This window comes from Parabacteroides sp. AF48-14 (genome assembly GCF_003477465.1).
Classification (GTDB): Bacteria; Bacteroidota; Bacteroidia; order Bacteroidales; family Tannerellaceae; genus Parabacteroides; species Parabacteroides acidifaciens.
This window is the reverse complement of sequence record NZ_QUDI01000011.1, coordinates 87425-103266: the sequence shown is the minus strand read 5'-3', so window position 1 is coordinate 103266 and position 15842 is coordinate 87425. Positions and strand designations below refer to the sequence as shown.

Annotated in this window: 12 protein-coding genes and 1 pseudogene; 2 read left to right on the top strand and 11 right to left on the bottom strand. The window is 45.7% G+C overall.

Annotated elements, in window-relative coordinates:
- The 10 genes and pseudogenes from DW083_RS07280 to rfbA all read right to left on the bottom strand — a co-directional run bounded on the left by DW083_RS07280 (position 1) and on the right by rfbA (position 11134).
- On the bottom strand, positions 1-2133 hold the full coding sequence (locus DW083_RS07280) for a tetratricopeptide repeat protein (RefSeq protein WP_122331927.1): 2133 nt from the start codon (positions 2131-2133) through the stop codon (positions 1-3).
- Positions 2134-2267: 134 nt separating this feature from the next.
- Positions 2268-2599, bottom strand: a pseudogene (locus DW083_RS07275) (acetyl-CoA carboxylase biotin carboxyl carrier protein subunit).
- A gap of 24 nt (positions 2600-2623) precedes the next feature.
- Complete coding sequence (locus tag DW083_RS07270) at positions 2624-4171, bottom strand: acyl-CoA carboxylase subunit beta (protein ID WP_115500527.1); 1548 nt, start codon at positions 4169-4171, stop codon at positions 2624-2626.
- Positions 4172-4196: 25 nt separating this feature from the next.
- On the bottom strand, positions 4197-4754 hold the full coding sequence (gene def, locus DW083_RS07265) for a peptide deformylase (RefSeq protein ID WP_115500528.1): 558 nt from the start codon (positions 4752-4754) through the stop codon (positions 4197-4199).
- A 3-nt stretch (positions 4755-4757) separates the two neighbouring features.
- Positions 4758-5180, bottom strand: a complete 423-nt coding sequence (gene ruvX / locus DW083_RS07260; protein WP_199659152.1) for a Holliday junction resolvase RuvX — start codon at positions 5178-5180, stop codon at positions 4758-4760.
- A gap of 68 nt (positions 5181-5248) precedes the next feature.
- Positions 5249-6646 (bottom strand): undecaprenyl-phosphate glucose phosphotransferase, encoded by a 1398-nt coding sequence (locus DW083_RS07255; protein WP_115500530.1) that lies wholly within the window; start codon positions 6644-6646, stop codon positions 5249-5251.
- A gap of 100 nt (positions 6647-6746) precedes the next feature.
- A complete protein-coding gene (locus DW083_RS07250; protein WP_122331942.1) occupies positions 6747-7895 on the bottom strand; it encodes an OmpA family protein in 1149 nt (382 codons plus the stop codon).
- Between the two features lie 112 nt (positions 7896-8007).
- Entirely contained in the window at positions 8008-9159 is a 1152-nt protein-coding gene (gene gmd / locus DW083_RS07245) for a GDP-mannose 4,6-dehydratase (RefSeq protein WP_122331925.1), read from the bottom strand.
- Between the two features lie 27 nt (positions 9160-9186).
- Positions 9187-10257 carry a GDP-L-fucose synthase gene (locus DW083_RS07240; RefSeq protein ID WP_122331924.1) on the bottom strand — a complete coding sequence of 357 codons (1071 nt, stop codon included), beginning with the start codon at positions 10255-10257 and terminating at the stop codon, positions 9187-9189.
- The gene (rfbA, locus tag DW083_RS07235) at positions 10250-11134 is read right to left on the bottom strand and encodes a glucose-1-phosphate thymidylyltransferase RfbA (protein WP_115500533.1); all 885 of its coding nucleotides are present in this window, start codon (positions 11132-11134) and stop codon (positions 10250-10252) included. Before rfbA ends, DW083_RS07240 begins: the two co-directional genes overlap by 8 nt.
- Before the next feature lie 147 nt (positions 11135-11281).
- Between rfbA and DW083_RS07230 the strand changes: the two genes are divergently transcribed.
- Positions 11282-11878 (top strand): HdeD family acid-resistance protein, encoded by a 597-nt coding sequence (locus DW083_RS07230; protein WP_115500534.1) that lies wholly within the window; start codon positions 11282-11284, stop codon positions 11876-11878.
- 1 nt (position 11879) lies between these two features.
- Here DW083_RS07230 and DW083_RS07225 read toward each other — a convergent pair whose 3' ends face one another.
- Positions 11880-13046, bottom strand: coding sequence for a 6-bladed beta-propeller (locus DW083_RS07225; RefSeq protein WP_122331923.1), 1167 nt, complete (start codon positions 13044-13046; stop codon positions 11880-11882).
- 111 nt (positions 13047-13157) lie between these two features.
- Here DW083_RS07225 and DW083_RS07220 point away from each other — a divergent pair, with 111 nt between their 5' ends.
- A complete protein-coding gene (locus DW083_RS07220) occupies positions 13158-15830 on the top strand; it encodes a family 78 glycoside hydrolase catalytic domain (RefSeq protein ID WP_122331922.1) in 2673 nt (890 codons plus the stop codon).
- Positions 15831-15842 lie beyond the last annotated feature (12 nt).

Here is a 15842-nt window from a genome sequence, read left to right as displayed (position 1 = left end):
TTAATTACTTGTCATGCGCTTGATAATGCTGTATGCATTGATGATCCCCAGCTCGCCGGCTTTACTCAGGTCGACGATACCGCGATTGGCATCTCCCTGTGACAAACGTGCCAAGCCACGGTTGAAGTAGGCTTCTGCAAATTCCGGATCACGTTGGATAGCCTCGCTGTAATCCTGGATGGCAGCCCGGAAGTCACGCTGCGCGCAACGCAGGTTTCCACGGTTGAAATAGGCATACACGAAACCGGGATTCAGCTTGATTACCATATCGTAATCCCTGGTAATCATTTCGTGTTCATAGGCGCGTTTATTATCTTTCAGCGAGATTGAAGACGGGTCGTTCGTAGACGGGGTACGGGTTGTCGTCGAGCTCTTACCCATATTCAGATTCATACTCATGGTCGAAAAATCATCCTGGGAACTTGCTGCCTGGGACAGGTTGTAATCGAGCTGCTTATACCGGACAACCGCCCGGTTGAAATAAGCCATGGCAAAGTCCGGATCCTGTTCGATCACCTTTGTATAGTCTTTCAGCGCTTCGGAAAAGTCTTGTACAAGCGTAAAGTCTAATGCACGGCCGAAATAGGCATCCACATCGTTCGGATTCTTGGCAATCTTGGCCGAAAAATTATCGATAGATGCAAAATGCACGGCTATCTGATCTTCCGTCAGGGCTGCCTCTTCATTCGTGATACGCAGTTTACGATCCAAAACCATACGGGCATTGTAAGCCTCTATCATCTTATCATAGTAAACCAGATTCTTTACCTGGTCTATCTTTTCGTAATAGGTCAGGACAAACATCGGTTCCAGGTCTACCCGTACGTTGCGGTCTTGTACGCGTCCGCGAATTTCGCTATGGTATTTCGTTTTGCGCTCCTCCTCCTTATCATAAACGACGAGGCGGTTAAACTTGTCGATATTCTTATCCGATTGTTCGCGCGTATTCTCATCTTTACTGTCAGGCGCCGGATCGGCCGTTTTATTACCGGTATTTTTATTGCCGTTGGACGCAACTGCTTTTCCTCCTGCATTATTCTCATTTTTCTTCTGCTGCTCCAGGTTGTAGGCAGTCCAATAATCACGATCGGCGCCAGCCTCGTCATGCATTTTCCGTTTCACTTCCGAACGGCTCATATAGCCGGCTATGAAGTTCGGGTATTGTTGCAAAACGACATCGAAATCCTTCACGGAGCCGGAATAGTCACCCGTTTCATAACGGAGCAATGCCCGGTTATAATAAGCCATATAGTTATCCGGTTCCATCTGGATCACCACGTCGAAATCCTCGATAGCCCGGTTATTGTCTCCGATTTGGGCACGAAGCAATCCACGGTTGAACCGTGCAATCAGGTTATGGCTGTCGATGCTGACCACCTGGTCATAATCGGCCATTGCGCCACGCAGGTCTTTCAGTTGATAACGGACCAGACCTCTGTTAATATAGTAACCGCTCTCACGGGTATTCAGGCGGATTGCCTCATTCAGGTCGGCAAGCGCGTCTTTCAGGTTATTCATCTGATAGAGCAGGATGGCACGGTTGCCATAGGCGGGAGCATAGTAAGGGTCCATCTGGATTGCCTTGTCATAGTCGGCAAGCGCCTTCGCCGTATCGCCTTCCTCGGTGTACATGGCTCCGCGCGTCAGGTAGTTCATTGAATATTTGGGATGGGCAGCCATCAGCTCTTCAAAGGTTTTCTCCGCCGCCTTATAATCCTTCTTCTGGATATTGGCTACAGCCATATTGACCAGCATCTGGCGGTCTTCCGCCTTAAATTCCAGTCCTTTCTTGTAATCTTCTATCGCTTCGTCAAACTTCTCCTGGCTCTGGCGGGCAATGCCACGCGCATAATAGGCTTGTACCAAGAAGGGGTTTCGCTCGAGGCAAAGCGTACAGTCTTCCTCGGCTCCTTTGTAGTCGTCCAAGTTGATTTTCGCCACGGCGCGATAGAAATAGGGTTCTGCCAACCAGGGTTTCGACTTGATTACCTGATTGAAATATTGTATGGAAAGAACGTAGTCTTCAAAATACAACGCATTACGTCCGACAGTCAGCACACGATCTGTATTGATTTGTGCAAACATGACTAATGAACATAACTGAAATATAAGTAAGAGAATTGCTTTCTTCATCTATATTAATATTCAACATTGATCGCAGGCAAAAGTAAGTAAATAATCTTAGCCATTAAAACCTATACATAAAAAAAGCTTTCACAGACTGCAAAACAGTGTGAAAGCTTTCTATTATTTATAAAGCAATTTAATTACTTCGGCTCGATCTTCACCATCAGATGGTCTTTAGGGATCTTATCACCTTCCTGTACACCCAATTCGATAATCGTACCGGATATCGGAGCGACTACGCGGTTGTACATCTTCATTGCCTGGTGGATCAACAGCAACTGGCCGGCTTCGACCTCCTGCCCTTGCTGAACTTCCAGTTTGACGATCGTCCCGGGAAGATGAGAAATCACATCACCGATAAAGGCTTGTGCCACATTTTACGGTTCTTATATTTTGTAGTCAGCGTCGTCTTATACTTACGGGCCGTTACTACAAAATCTACATATTCGTTATCTTTCTCTTTCTTTTCCATATTCAAAAGTTTTAACAGAGTCAATTAGAACGGAGGCAATCCGTGCTTCTTAGCCGGTCTGTATTCCTCTTTTAATATAGAAAGTTTAAGTGCATGGAGCAACAGCGAGCGTGTTTCCTTCGGCTCGATAACCGAATCGACAAAGCCTTTGGATGCTGCCACATACGGATTAGCGAACTTCTCGATATATTCTTTTACCTTTTCCTGGCGCATTGCGTTCTGGTCTTCCGCTTCCATGATCTCCTTACGGAAGATAATGTTGGCAGCACCTTCCGGTCCCATAACAGCGATTTCGGCACTCGGCCATGCGAACATGAAGTCTGCACCCAAGTGACGGGAGTTCATAGCGATGTAACCGCCACCGTAAGCCTTACGCAGGATAACCGTGATCTTGGGAACAGTCGCTTCGGAATAAGCATACAGCACTTTCGCACCGTGACGGATCACACCGGCATGCTCCTGGTCTACGCCCGGCAGGTAACCCGGCATATCTTCCAGCGTAATAATAGGAATATTGAAAGAGTCGCAGAAGCGGATAAAACGTGCAGCCTTATCAGCGCTGTCACAATCCAACACACCGGCCAAAACCATCGGCTGGTTGGCTACGAAACCGACTGTCTCGCCTGCCATACGACCGAAACCGATCACAATGTTGGCAGCCCACAGCTCCTGAACTTCCAGGAAGTCGGAATCATCCACGATACATTTAATTACGTCGCGTACGTCGTACGGCTGTTTCGGATCTGCCGGAACCACCTCTTCGATGTTCAACATCGCTGTCGGTTCTTTCGGCTCGATCGCCTTAGCCTGCTGTTGGTTATTCCAAGGAATGAAGCTGACCAGACGTTTAACCTGTTCAAAACATTCCTGCTCGCTCTGTGCATAGAAATGAGCGTTACCGGTTGTTTCAGCATGTACACGTGCGCCGCCCAGGTCTTCCATCGAGATGTCTTCGCCCAACACGGTCTTGATTACATTCGGACCGGTGATGAACATTTTGGAGATATTTTCAACTACAAACACGAAGTCTGTCAATGCAGGCGAGTAAACAGCACCACCGGCACACGGTCCGAGAATCAGAGAAATCTGCGGAATCACACCGGAAGCAATTGTATTGCGATAGAAGATTTCACCATAACCGGCCAATGCACCGACACCTTCCTGGATACGTGCACCACCCGAGTCGTTAATACCAATAATCGGACATTTCATCTTCAGGGCATGATCCATAATCTTTGTAATCTTACGGGCATGCTGCAAACCCAGCGAACCACCGGCAACCGTAAAGTCCTGTGCATAGATACAAACCGGAGCACCGAAAATCGTACCTGTACCTGTAACAACACCATCACCTGGTAAATCCTTCTTCTCCATACCGAAATCACGGCCATCGTGTTTCACGAAAAGGTCATATTCGTGGAAAGAATTTTTGTCCAACAAGGATAGGATACGATCACGGGCAGTCAATTTGCCCATTGCAATCTGCTTTTCGATAGCAGCCTCGCCTCCACCCATCTCAACGACGGCTTTCTTCTCCCTGAGGGCCTGAATGTTTTTACTTAAATCTGTCATAACTTATTAGTTAATAGAATTCTTATTATTTGCCAACCGCCTTTGCTTTATAAGAGCAACGGGCTGTTCCTTTAATAATACTGTTTAATTTGCTTTTATTCAATTGCCGGCGGATTCCGGAAATATTGTCGATGAAGACATGGCCTTCCAGGTGCTCACATTCATGCTGCACCACACGGGCGGCAAAGCCTTCCACTACTTCATCGTGTTCTTTTAGGTCTTCGTCCAGATATTTCACACGCACTTTTGCCGAACGGGAGACTTTCTCGTGTACACCCGGCAAACTCAGACAGCCTTCTTCCAGTGAGATTTCCTCTTCACTGCGCTCTATAAAAACGGGATTAATCATGGCGCGTTTGAAGCCTTTGCATTCCGGACAATCATCCCCCATCACATCGGCGTCGATCACCAAAAGACGCAATGACAAGCCTACCTGGGGAGCTGCCAGACCCACACCGTCGGCGTTGTACATGGTTTCAAACATATTGGCTACCAATTGTTTCAGATCCGGATAGTCCATCGGAACATCTTCAGCCTCTTTTCTCAACACAGGCTGTCCATATAAATATACTGGTAAAATCATAAACTATAACTGATATTTTTTATTTTCCAAATATGATTGCAGGATGATAACAGCACTGATTTCGTCCACCAATCCCTTATCCTGCCTTTTCTTTTTCTTTAATCCTCCGTCCAGCATTGCCTTATGTGCTAAAACGGATGTAAATCGTTCATCGTAATATTCTACCGGAATATCGGGGATTACTCGTTTCAGATGTGTAACAAACGCCTCCACATATTTCATATTCTCGGATGGTTCATTATTCATCTGTTTCGGAAGCCCGACAACAAACCGTTCCACTGGTTCATGCGAAACATAATCGGCAAGAAACTTTGCAAGTTCACCGCTTGGTACGGTTGTCAGTCCGTTTGCAATCATCTGCAACGTATCTGTAACTGCCAGTCCGGTACGCTTCCGGCCATAATCTATTGCTACAATCCTTCCCATCGGGCACAAAGATAGCATAAATTCGGCTTTTTATTACACATATATGTAAAAAGTGTGCAATTTAATACTTAGTAGGCATTCTTTTCGCCCTTGAACATATTGAGGACTGTCACCACTATAATCTTAAGATCCAGGAAGAAAGACCAGTTTTCAATATACCAGACATCACGTTTGACGCGGCCTTCCATTTGTTCTAAATTTTTCGTTTCACCTCTGTAGCCGGTCACCTGCGCCCAACCGGTCACGCCCGGCTTTACCAGATGGCGCACCATATATTTATCGATCAGTGCCGAATATTGCTCGGTATGTTTCAGCATATGGGGACGTGGGCCTACAACCGACATTTCCCCCCGCAATACATTAATAAACTGGGGAAATTCATCCAGATTCGTCCGGCGAAGAAAATCGCCCACCCGTGTTTTACGCGGATCATCTTTTACCGCCTGGAGAGAGTCGGCCTGGGGATTTACCCTCATGGTACGGAATTTATAGCATTTGAAATCCTGCCCGTATAAGCCTGTTCTCTTCTGCTTGAACAAAACCGGACCCGGAGAACTCATCTTAATCAAAATGCCGATCACGATATACAAGATCGGATAAATCGTAATTAAGACAAGCAACGAGAATACAATATCGAATGTCCGTTTCAATGCCCGGTTATAGGCTGCCTGCAAAGGCTCGCGGCGAACCGTCAGCAAAGGAATCGATTCCAGCACCTCCATCACCAGACTCTTTTTCAGGTTTCGATAGAATTCCGGCACAATATAGAAACGGATCATATGTTTCTCCGCAAAGTTCAGCAAGCGTACGATCTTAGCATCATTCGTGCCCGGCAAAGTACAATAGATTTCATCCACCTCATTTTCCAGGACAAAGCTTTCCACTTCGTTCGTCATTCCCAGATAATTGGGCAACACTGATTTCAAAGACAGATTATCATCAAAGAAACCCAGGATATTGAAGCCGTATGACAGATCGTCCTTCATGACCCTATAAAGTTCCATACCGTTCTTTCCGGCTCCGACAATGACAATTTTCTTAAAATTGTATCCTTTACGGCGATACATCTTCAAGGTTACGCGTACAATTACGCGCCACAGAGAAAATATAACGACGGTGACCGCATAATAAACCAACAGGAAAGTAGCCAGTACATCGCCGATATTCAGAAAAATCAGGCAAGTAGCAAACAGGAATATCAGGATTGTAACCAACAGGAATGCCCTTTGCACAATTTTGTCGATGAAAACGACAGCCATATGTAACTGCAAAGGGACAAAATAAAGGGAAAAGAAGTAACAGAAATTCAACAAGAGCACCACCTCGCGCAAGCTTCCGGTGATAACAGATGTATATAAATTACCCAATCCATAGTAGACAATAAAGAAAAGAACATTCAGAACGATTAAATCCCCAACGCCTATCAACCATTGAATAAGATAACCATGTTTTTTATTTAACTCCATAACAACGCTCTAAGATCATGCAAAAATAAGCATTATTTCCGAGCAAAAAAAAGGCCGCACACGATAATGTGCAGCCTTTTCGGATATAATTCAAAATTAATTAATCATTTGCAGACATAATAACCACACGGTTCCAATTGTTTTCGCTGTACGGCTGAACATCAGAACCCTTCCATTCGATTGTAATCTGGTTAGAAGAGATACCGTATTTTTCGATCAGTTCTTTTGCAACGGCTCTTGCACGTTTTTCAGAAAGCTGCAAGTTATAAGAACCTGTACCTGTTTTCTTATCAGCATAACCGATAACCTTGATAGGCACATTGTTGTCTTTCATAAACTGTGCAGTATTAAAGATGCTAACCTGCTGGTTCTTGTCGATTTTAGCGCTATTCAGGCGGAAGTACACTACATTGTCTACATAGTTGTTAACAACGTTAGTTACAACTTCTTCACATTCAGGACAAGAAACCGGACGTTTGCTCAACTCGTCGTTTTCAGCACGCAATTTGTTGATCTGGCCGTTCAGGTCGTTCAACAGAGCGTAATCCATCGGTTCCATTACTTCGAAATCAGTTTTACCCAGTTTGAAAGTCAAACCTGCACTCAACTGTCCGATACCGTCAGTCAGGTGATACATGGAAACACGGTTGAATTCTTCGTTCAGCAAAGAACCCTGAACTTCAACATTCAAATCAACACGTTTGCTCAAACGGAATGCTGTCAAGACACCGAAGTTAACCGTCGGAGATTCAGTTCTGGAAATGCCTCTGTTATCATCAGAGTTTTTGAAACGCTGTGCATAACCAAGACCGACCCAAGGAATCAAACGGAATACTTTCTTTTCGTTATAAGGAGCCCAGAAATTTGTTACATCCCACAACAAATCAGCATGAGCTGCTGCATATTTATTGTGCTGCATAAATGTAGCACCTGTATTTTCAAAACCGTGCAATACACCGCCATTCAACTGGAGACGCAATGCCAAATACGGATTGAACCATTTACCAACTGAGAACTGAGGCGCAAAATTCAAACGATTCTTGAAATCGGCTTCATTATTCTGGTCACCGAATAACACGCTTGCACCGCCTGCAATAGAAATAAACCAGTTATCGCCGGCTTTATTCTTCTTGAAGTTCGTTTTATAGCCTGCTTCATTACTAAATCCAACCTGCGGTTTGAATTCCTGTGCAGAAACAGAAAATACAAAACCACACAACAACGCCAATAGTAATACTTTCGTTTTCATATTTATCAACATTTTAATTAAACAATCAATTACCTACAAATCTTGCTCAAATATAGTGCAAAACTAATTCTTTTTCTTAAATATAACAAATAAAACATATAAAAGTTCCATCCTACTCGAAATAATTCAAGATTTTATAACCACCTTCTTTCAGATAAGATTCTTTCTTCATTAATTTAATATCGCTCTGCATCATATCTTTAACTAAAGCAGACAAATCATACTTCGGTTCCCATCCCAAACGTGTTCGTGCCTTAGTTGCATCTCCGATCAACAAGTCAACCTCTGTCGGACGAAAATATTGGGGGTCTACACCTACAACTTCGGCTCCAATCCGTTTCCTGAAATTATCAAGATAAGATTCACCTACTTTCTCAATAAACACTTTTTCGTCAATATAGTTTAATAAAGCGACCTCATTAACATCATTTCCTTTGAAAATTATGTCGACACCGATTTCAGCGAAGGCCATTTTCAGAAAATCGCGGATAGTAGTCGTTATACCCGTTGCTATTACATAGTCCGAAGGCTCGTCCTGTTGCAGGATGGCATGCATGGCACGGACATAGTCTTTCGCGTGTCCCCAGTCACGCTTGGACGAGAGATTTCCCATATAAACTTTCTGCTGCATTCCCAAAGCAATGCGGGAAACAGCCCGGGTTACCTTACGGGTCACAAACGTTTCGCCTCTCAAAGGTGATTCATGGTTGAACAGGATTCCGTTTGACGCATGCATCTTGTAAGCCTCACGATAGTTCACCGTTATCCAGTAACCGTATAATTTAGCAACGGCATACGGGCTTCTCGGATAGAAAGGAGTCGTTTCTTTCTGCGGAACTTCCTGTACCAGGCCATAAAGTTCGGAAGTTGATGCCTGATAAATGCGCGTCTTAGGAATCAAATTCAGCAGACGCACAGCTTCAAGAATGCGCAAAACACCCAGGCCGTCGGCATTAGCCGTATATTCGGGAGTATCGAAACTCACTTTCACATGACTCATTGCTGCCAGATTATAAATTTCATCCGGTTGCGTCTCTCCGATGATACGGGTCAGGTTCAAACTGTCGGTCAGGTCACCATAATGTAAAATCAGATTACGGTTCTCCACATGCGGATCCTGATAAAGATGATCGATACGATCCGTATTAAACATGGATGAACGGCGCTTGATACCATGTACCGTATAGCCTTTCTTTACCAAATACTCAGCTAAATAGGCACCATCCTGCCCTGTTATTCCCGTTATTAAAGCAACTTTGCCCATCTTATCTTTATTTTCAATTTTTAATTCTCAATTTTCAACGTACCAATTATAAAGACGTTCGACGCCTTCATCGATCTCTATCGTATGGTGCCAACCCAAAGCATGCAACTTCGTGACATCCGTCAGTTTGCGCATCGTCCCGTCCGGTTTGGCCGCATTAAACACGATATCACCGGAGAAACCGACCTTTTCACGAATCAGGAAAGCGACTTCACGAATAGACAGTTCCTTTCCCGTACCTATATTAATATGCGTATTCCGGATATCTCCGGAAACAGGACGGACATCGGCAAAGTCGACTTTCTCCATCACATAGACGGAAGCATCCGCCATTTCTTCGCTCCAAAGAAATTCACGGAGCGGCTTACCCGTCCCCCACAGTTCCACCTTTCCGGGATAAATACCGTATTTGGCAAGAACGTCCAGCATCTCCTGTTCGGTCGCGCATCCCGATACATTTTCCACCGGACGCGCATCCAAATCCTTTCGGATGGCAGTCCAATTATTTTCGGACAGGCATTTCCCCAGATGTATTTTACGGATCATGGCAGGAAGCACATGCGAAGTTTCCAGATTGAAATTATCATTCGGACCATACAGGTTCGTGGGCATCACCGCAATATAGTTTGTTCCGTATTGCAGGTTATAACTTTCACACATCTTGATTCCGGCAATCTTGGCAATCGCATACGGCTCATTCGTATATTCGAGCGGCGAAGTCAGCAAACAATCTTCCGGCATAGGCTGCGGGGCATTTCCCGGATAAATACAAGTGCTGCCTAAAAAGAGCAATTTCTTGACGTTATTAATATAGGAAGCATGAATCACATTATTCTGAATCATCAGGTTCTGGTAAATAAAATCCGCACGGTAGCGACTGTTTGCCATGATTCCTCCTACATGGGCCGCCGAAAGGAATACATATTCCGGCTTTTCGACAGCGAAGAAACCAGTCACCGCCTGCTGATCCGTCAAATCCAGTTCCGCATGCGTACGAAGGACAAAGTTCGTATAGCCTTTTGCCTTCAGATTCTTCAAAATGGCAGAGCCGACCAATCCTCGATGGCCTGCCACAAAGATTTTGCTATCTTTATTCATTGTGTCCTTTTATCAAGTTCAACAGATATTGCCCATACTGATTCTTCAGCATCGGAGCGGCAACCCGCTTCAACCGTTCAGCATCGATCCAGCCATTCCGGAATGCAATTTCTTCCAGGCAAGCGACTTTCAAACCTTGTCGCTTTTCGATCACTTCCACAAACGTAGAGGCCTCGGAAAGAGAATCGTGTGTACCGGTATCGAGCCAGGCGAATCCCCGTCCCAACAATTGAACTTTCAATTCTCCGTCTTTCAGGAATTCCTGGTTGACTGTCGTGATCTCCAGTTCCCCGCGGGCAGAAGGCTTTATTTGCTTAGCGACCTCCACAACCTTGTTCGGGTAAAAATAGAGTCCGACCACCGCATAATTCGATTTCGGGCAAGCCGGTTTTTCTTCAATACTCAACACGTTGCCCGCCTCGTCGAATTCGGCCACGCCATAGCGTTCCGGATCGTTGACGTAGTAACCGAAGACTGTTGCTTTTTGTTCGCCTTCCGCATTGCGGACGGCCTCTTTTAACATAGCCGTAAAGCTCTGTCCATAAAAGATATTGTCGCCCAAGACCAGACAAACGGAGTCATTTCCAATAAACTCCTCTCCGATCAAAAAAGCTTGTGCCAATCCGTCCGGTGAAGGTTGTTCGGCATACTCAAAACGAACGCCGAAATCGGAACCGTCTCCTAATAAACGACGGAAACCGGGAAGATCCTGCGGAGTGGAAATCACCAATATCTCACGTATGCCGGCCAGCATCAACACGGATACCGGATAATAAATCATCGGCTTATCGTAAATAGGCAACAACTGTTTCGAAACTCCTTTGGTGATCGGATAAAGACGTGTACCAGATCCTCCGGCTAAAACAATACCTTTCATATCAATATCTTAATTATATAGATGTACAAATTATATAACGGAGGGCAAATGTATTAAAAATAATTCACTTTACGGGCCCGGCGGAACTTTTCTTTCCAAAGGCTTGTTACAAATGTACATTTCAAAATAATATAAAACGAATTTGTTATGAAGACATTTATTGACACAATTAATTTCGGAGTAAAAAACTGGTGGGTCTCACTATTATTGGGCCTGCTCTATATCCTGATCGCAATCTGCCTGATGTTCACGCCACTGGCCAGTTATATTGCATTAAGTGTCCTGTTTAGCGTTTCCATGTTCGTCAGCGGCACACTGGAAATACTCTTTGCCATCACCAATAAGAAAAATATATCCAGCTGGGGATGGTATCTGGCAAGCGGTATTATCGACTTGATCTTAGGCATTTACCTGATGGCAAACGTCGGTCTGAGTATGGCCGTGCTTCCTTTCATTATTGCTTTCTGGCTGATGTTCCGGGGATTCGCTTCGACCGGTTACGCTATGGACCTGAAGCGTTACGGCACACGTAACTGGGGCTGGTACATGGCCTTTGGCGTCCTGGCAATCCTGTGTAGCATCGGCATCATCTGGCAACCAGGGCTGGGCGCCTTATCACTCGTTTACATGATCGCTTATACGTTACTGATCATCGGTATTTTCCGCGTCATGCTCTCCTTCGAATTAAAGAGCCTGCACAAACGCAAAAAAGAATATTTAGAAGCACAAGATGCCGAAGAATAGTTTATCGGCCAGATTTCACGGTCACTAAGAAAATCACCGGATTGCTATCTTCCGTAAGGTTGTCGAGAACTTTGTCCCATTCAGCCTTACGGGACGGCAAACGGGGATTGCCAATTTCAAAATCCTTCCGGTGCTCCACCAAATAACCGGCATTCAAAGCATTCACAATCGTTCCTTCCGGACTGACCTGGAACGGGAAGATAATCAGGGACGGCCCTCCTGTCAGGTCATTTGTAAAACCGGCTTTTCCGTTTTTATCCACTGCATTCACAAATGAATGTTCCCCTTTGTCAAACACTCCCTGATAACTATTCTTTTCGTTTGTATAGGAAACCAATAAATAGTTATCCGTCTCAAAGATATTCTGAATCTGGATTCCTTTCATCCGGTTCCGCGGATCGATCTCCGCATTCTTTTTTCCATAATCGGCTTTCAGAAAACCACGGTCGAGAACATAAACAGGCACTTTCTTTTTAGGAGACTGAATCTGGTATATTTCATCCTGGAAAGAGCCTTTAAAGCAGACTTGCCCATTATACCTGTAAAATAAATCGAACGACGACAAGTTAAGCGCCCCCCGTAACTTTTTATCCACCGGGGAAGCGATTTTCCCGATTATCTTTCCTTTCTGCAAATCGACTGTATAAAGCTGGTCTGCCTGATTCTCAGTCGTATAATTATAAGAATCGTTCGCATAAACCAATTGGGTATCGTTCAACAGGCAACAAGCCCCCACATTGTGGTTGTCCGCGGGCAACGTACGGAGGAAATTCCCTTCATAGTCATATTCGAGCATCGTTTTAAACTGCAACACATAAACCCGTTTCGTTGCCGGATTGATTGTGTACCGAAGTGAATTTGTATATTCTCCCGGCCCCTGTCCCTTACTTCCGATCTTATTCAGAAATTTGCCGGTCTTTCCATCAAAACGATACAACAGGTCCGACGATACAAAAATCTGGCCATCCGCATACTGGATATAGCAGTCGCCTCCCAACAGGCAATCGTCTGTTGTTTCCAACGGAACAAAACGAATATCGGAAGCAATCTCACTTAAATTGATTGTTTTCTCATTTTGAAGATTCTCTTTTACCGGAATAACGGTTTGACCATCCACTTCCGACGCGAGAAACAAAACCATAAAGAAAAGGAAGACTGACTTTTTCATGATACTATAGATTTAGTTAACTGCAAATATATAGATATTTAATCTATCTCAATCTAATAACAAACTAAATTCTTATTTTTGTGTAAATTTCAACTTTTAAATCCATTTGTCATGAAGATCCTCTGGATGCTATTCATCTGTTTGCTTCCACTTAAAGGAATCGCGGAAAGCAGTATACGTATATATGACCTGCAATGCGAATACCAATCCGACCCGTTAGGCATCGACACGGAAACTCCGCGTTTCAGCTGGAAGCTGTCTGATGCAGCACAAACCAGGGGGCAAAGACAAACGGCTTATCAACTTCTGGTATCCGGCAGTCCTTCCCTGCTCGAACAAAACCAAGGGGACATTTGGGATAGCGGGCCCGTTACTTCCGACCAGTCCGTTCTTATCGCTTATAAAGGGAAAAAGCTTATCTCCAACCAGGTTTATTATTGGAAAGTCCGGGTATTCGACAAAGACAACAAAGCGACAGCCTGGAGTCCGGCAGCCCGTTTCTCGATGGGCTTGCTCTCCCCTTCCGACTGGAAAGGCTGCTGGATAAAACATCCGGATGTTTCCCCGGAACAGCACATCTGGTTCCGCAAAAGTTTCTCTTTGGAACAGCCGGCGGAGAATGCCTTCCTGCATATTGCCTCAATGGGCTACCACGAGCTCTATGTCAACGGCCGGAAAGCCGATGACCGCGTTCTGGCACCGGCCCTCTCCCGGTTGGACAAACGGGTATTATATGTCACTTACGACATCGCCAAACTACTAAAAGCCGGCAAAAACACAATCGCCATTTGGCAGGGACCCGGCTGGGCGCGTTACAACTATTTCGCAAACAACATACATCCGGCTCTGCGGGCACAAACGGATATCCGGACAAAAGCCGGAAACAGCCTTTCCATCCAGACGGATAACAGTTGGAAATGCGCCGTCAGTTCAAGCAGCAACACCGGCAAATACCAGTATTTCGACATGGGCGGCGAATGTGTGGACGCACGAAAACATCAGACAGACTGGAATATGCCCTATTTCGACGACAACCGGTGGCAGGCGGCACAGGAAACATCCCTGAATGTCACCTTATCTTCCCAGATGATGGAACCGAGCCGTATCATCGAAACACTGCCCGCCCGGAAAATAACCGATACGGTCCCCGGCATTTACAAGATCGATATGGGAAAAAACTTCACGGGATGGCTGGATATTAAGATGAACGGGATGTCAGCCGGAGATACAGTTGTAATTACAGTTGCCGACGATCCGGAAACCATACAGGATTTCGGTCAACGCAATCTTTATATCTGCAAAGGAGAGCCGGACGAATCCTTCCGCAACCGCTTTAACTTCATCGCCGGACGTTACATCAACATACAGGGTATGAAACAGAAACCTAAGCTGTCGGACATCAAAGGATACGTAATTGCGACCGACCTGCAACGGAGCGGATATTTCACCTGTTCCGACGACCTGTTCAACCGGATTTACGAAACAGACCTGTGGACCTACCGCATGTGCACGACCGAAGGGTACACCTCGGACTGTCCGCACCGCGAAAGACTGGGATATGGCGAAGTCGCCTTTGCCACAGCCTGGGGGATCGGGTTGCCCAATTACCGCTCCGCCGCCTATTTGGCCAAACACGTGCGCGACTGGACGGATGTACAGGAATGGACCGGCTGGATACATCATACCGCCCCGCAGATAAACGAGCATTACGGCGGTCCGATGTGGAGCAGTGCGGGATTGAACATCAGCTGGGAATATTATCTGACTTACGGAGACAAACGCATCTTGGAATCCATATACGGTCCGGCCAAACAATGGCTCGAATATCTGTACCAAAACAGTGCGTGGGGCCTGCTCGAAGCGTATGCCGGAGGAGGCAAATTCTTAGGCGACTGGGCCGCACCGAAGCAAAGGAAAGAATTTGGGGGCACACCTGAATCATTCTTCTTCAACAATTGCGTCTACGCCATGAACCTGGAAACCGTTGCACAGATAGCCGATTTACTGGAGAAACCGGACGACGCAGCTCTCTACCGGAAAAGGCTGAATGCGCTCAGGAAAAAGATACAAAAACAATTCTACGACACGGAAACAGGTCTGTACATGGAAGGCAACCAGGTCCAGACCGCTTTCCCGTTATGGAGAAAGATCACGCCGGACAGCCTGTCTGCATCCGTACTCGCCCATTTCGAAGAAGAATTCACCCATAACCATCCCTACCTGGATATGGGCAGTTCCGGGCTTCCCGTCCTGCTGAAGTTCCTGACCGAAGAGCAGGATTTTAACGAAGCCATGGCCGGACATCTCTCCAGCACGGACGAACCCAGCTACGGTTACTTCCTGAAACGCGGTGAAACAACCTGGCCGGAATACTGGAATGTCGATGTGCCGAGCCGCATACATACCTGCTATACGGGTATCGCCTCCTGGTTTATCAAAAGCGTAGGCGGCATCCGTCCCGATCCCTCCCATCCGGGATACCAACAGTTTATCATCAAGCCTTCACCCATCCGGCAACTGACATTCGCACGGACAGAGACAGAGTCCCTCTACGGCACGATCAAAAGTGACTGGAAAAAGAAAGACCATTTACTGGAACTTGCCATATCGATCCCCGTCAACACGAAAGCGACAGTCTACCTGCCCGCCACCTCCGCTGATAAGGTCCGGGAGAACGGTAAACCGCTTTCCGAAGCGGAAGGTATCAAGACATTAGGTGAGGCAGGAAAAAAACTGTTGATAGAGGTCGAATCCGGTAACTATACGTTCACTATGCCTTATTAAAATAAACTCAAA

Coding starts and splice junctions, on each gene's coding strand:
- DW083_RS07220 (WP_122331922.1), top strand. CDS start 13,158: ATGAAGATCCTCTGGATGCTATTCATCTGTTTGCTTCCACTTAAAGGA.
- DW083_RS07250 (WP_122331942.1), bottom strand. CDS start 7,895: ATGAAAACGAAAGTATTACTATTGGCGTTGTTGTGTGGTTTTGTATTT.
- ruvX (WP_199659152.1), bottom strand. CDS start 5,180: ATGGGAAGGATTGTAGCAATAGATTATGGCCGGAAGCGTACCGGACTG.
- DW083_RS07270 (WP_115500527.1), bottom strand. CDS start 4,171: ATGACAGATTTAAGTAAAAACATTCAGGCCCTCAGGGAGAAGAAAGCC.
- DW083_RS07240 (WP_122331924.1), bottom strand. CDS start 10,257: ATGAATAAAGATAGCAAAATCTTTGTGGCAGGCCATCGAGGATTGGTC.
- DW083_RS07255 (WP_115500530.1), bottom strand. CDS start 6,646: ATGGAGTTAAATAAAAAACATGGTTATCTTATTCAATGGTTGATAGGC.
- def (WP_115500528.1), bottom strand. CDS start 4,754: ATGATTTTACCAGTATATTTATATGGACAGCCTGTGTTGAGAAAAGAG.
- rfbA (WP_115500533.1), bottom strand. CDS start 11,134: ATGAAAGGTATTGTTTTAGCCGGAGGATCTGGTACACGTCTTTATCCG.
- DW083_RS07230 (WP_115500534.1), top strand. CDS start 11,282: ATGAAGACATTTATTGACACAATTAATTTCGGAGTAAAAAACTGGTGG.
- DW083_RS07225 (WP_122331923.1), bottom strand. CDS start 13,046: ATGAAAAAGTCAGTCTTCCTTTTCTTTATGGTTTTGTTTCTCGCGTCG.
- DW083_RS07280 (WP_122331927.1), bottom strand. CDS start 2,133: ATGAAGAAAGCAATTCTCTTACTTATATTTCAGTTATGTTCATTAGTC.
- gmd (WP_122331925.1), bottom strand. CDS start 9,159: ATGGGCAAAGTTGCTTTAATAACGGGAATAACAGGGCAGGATGGTGCC.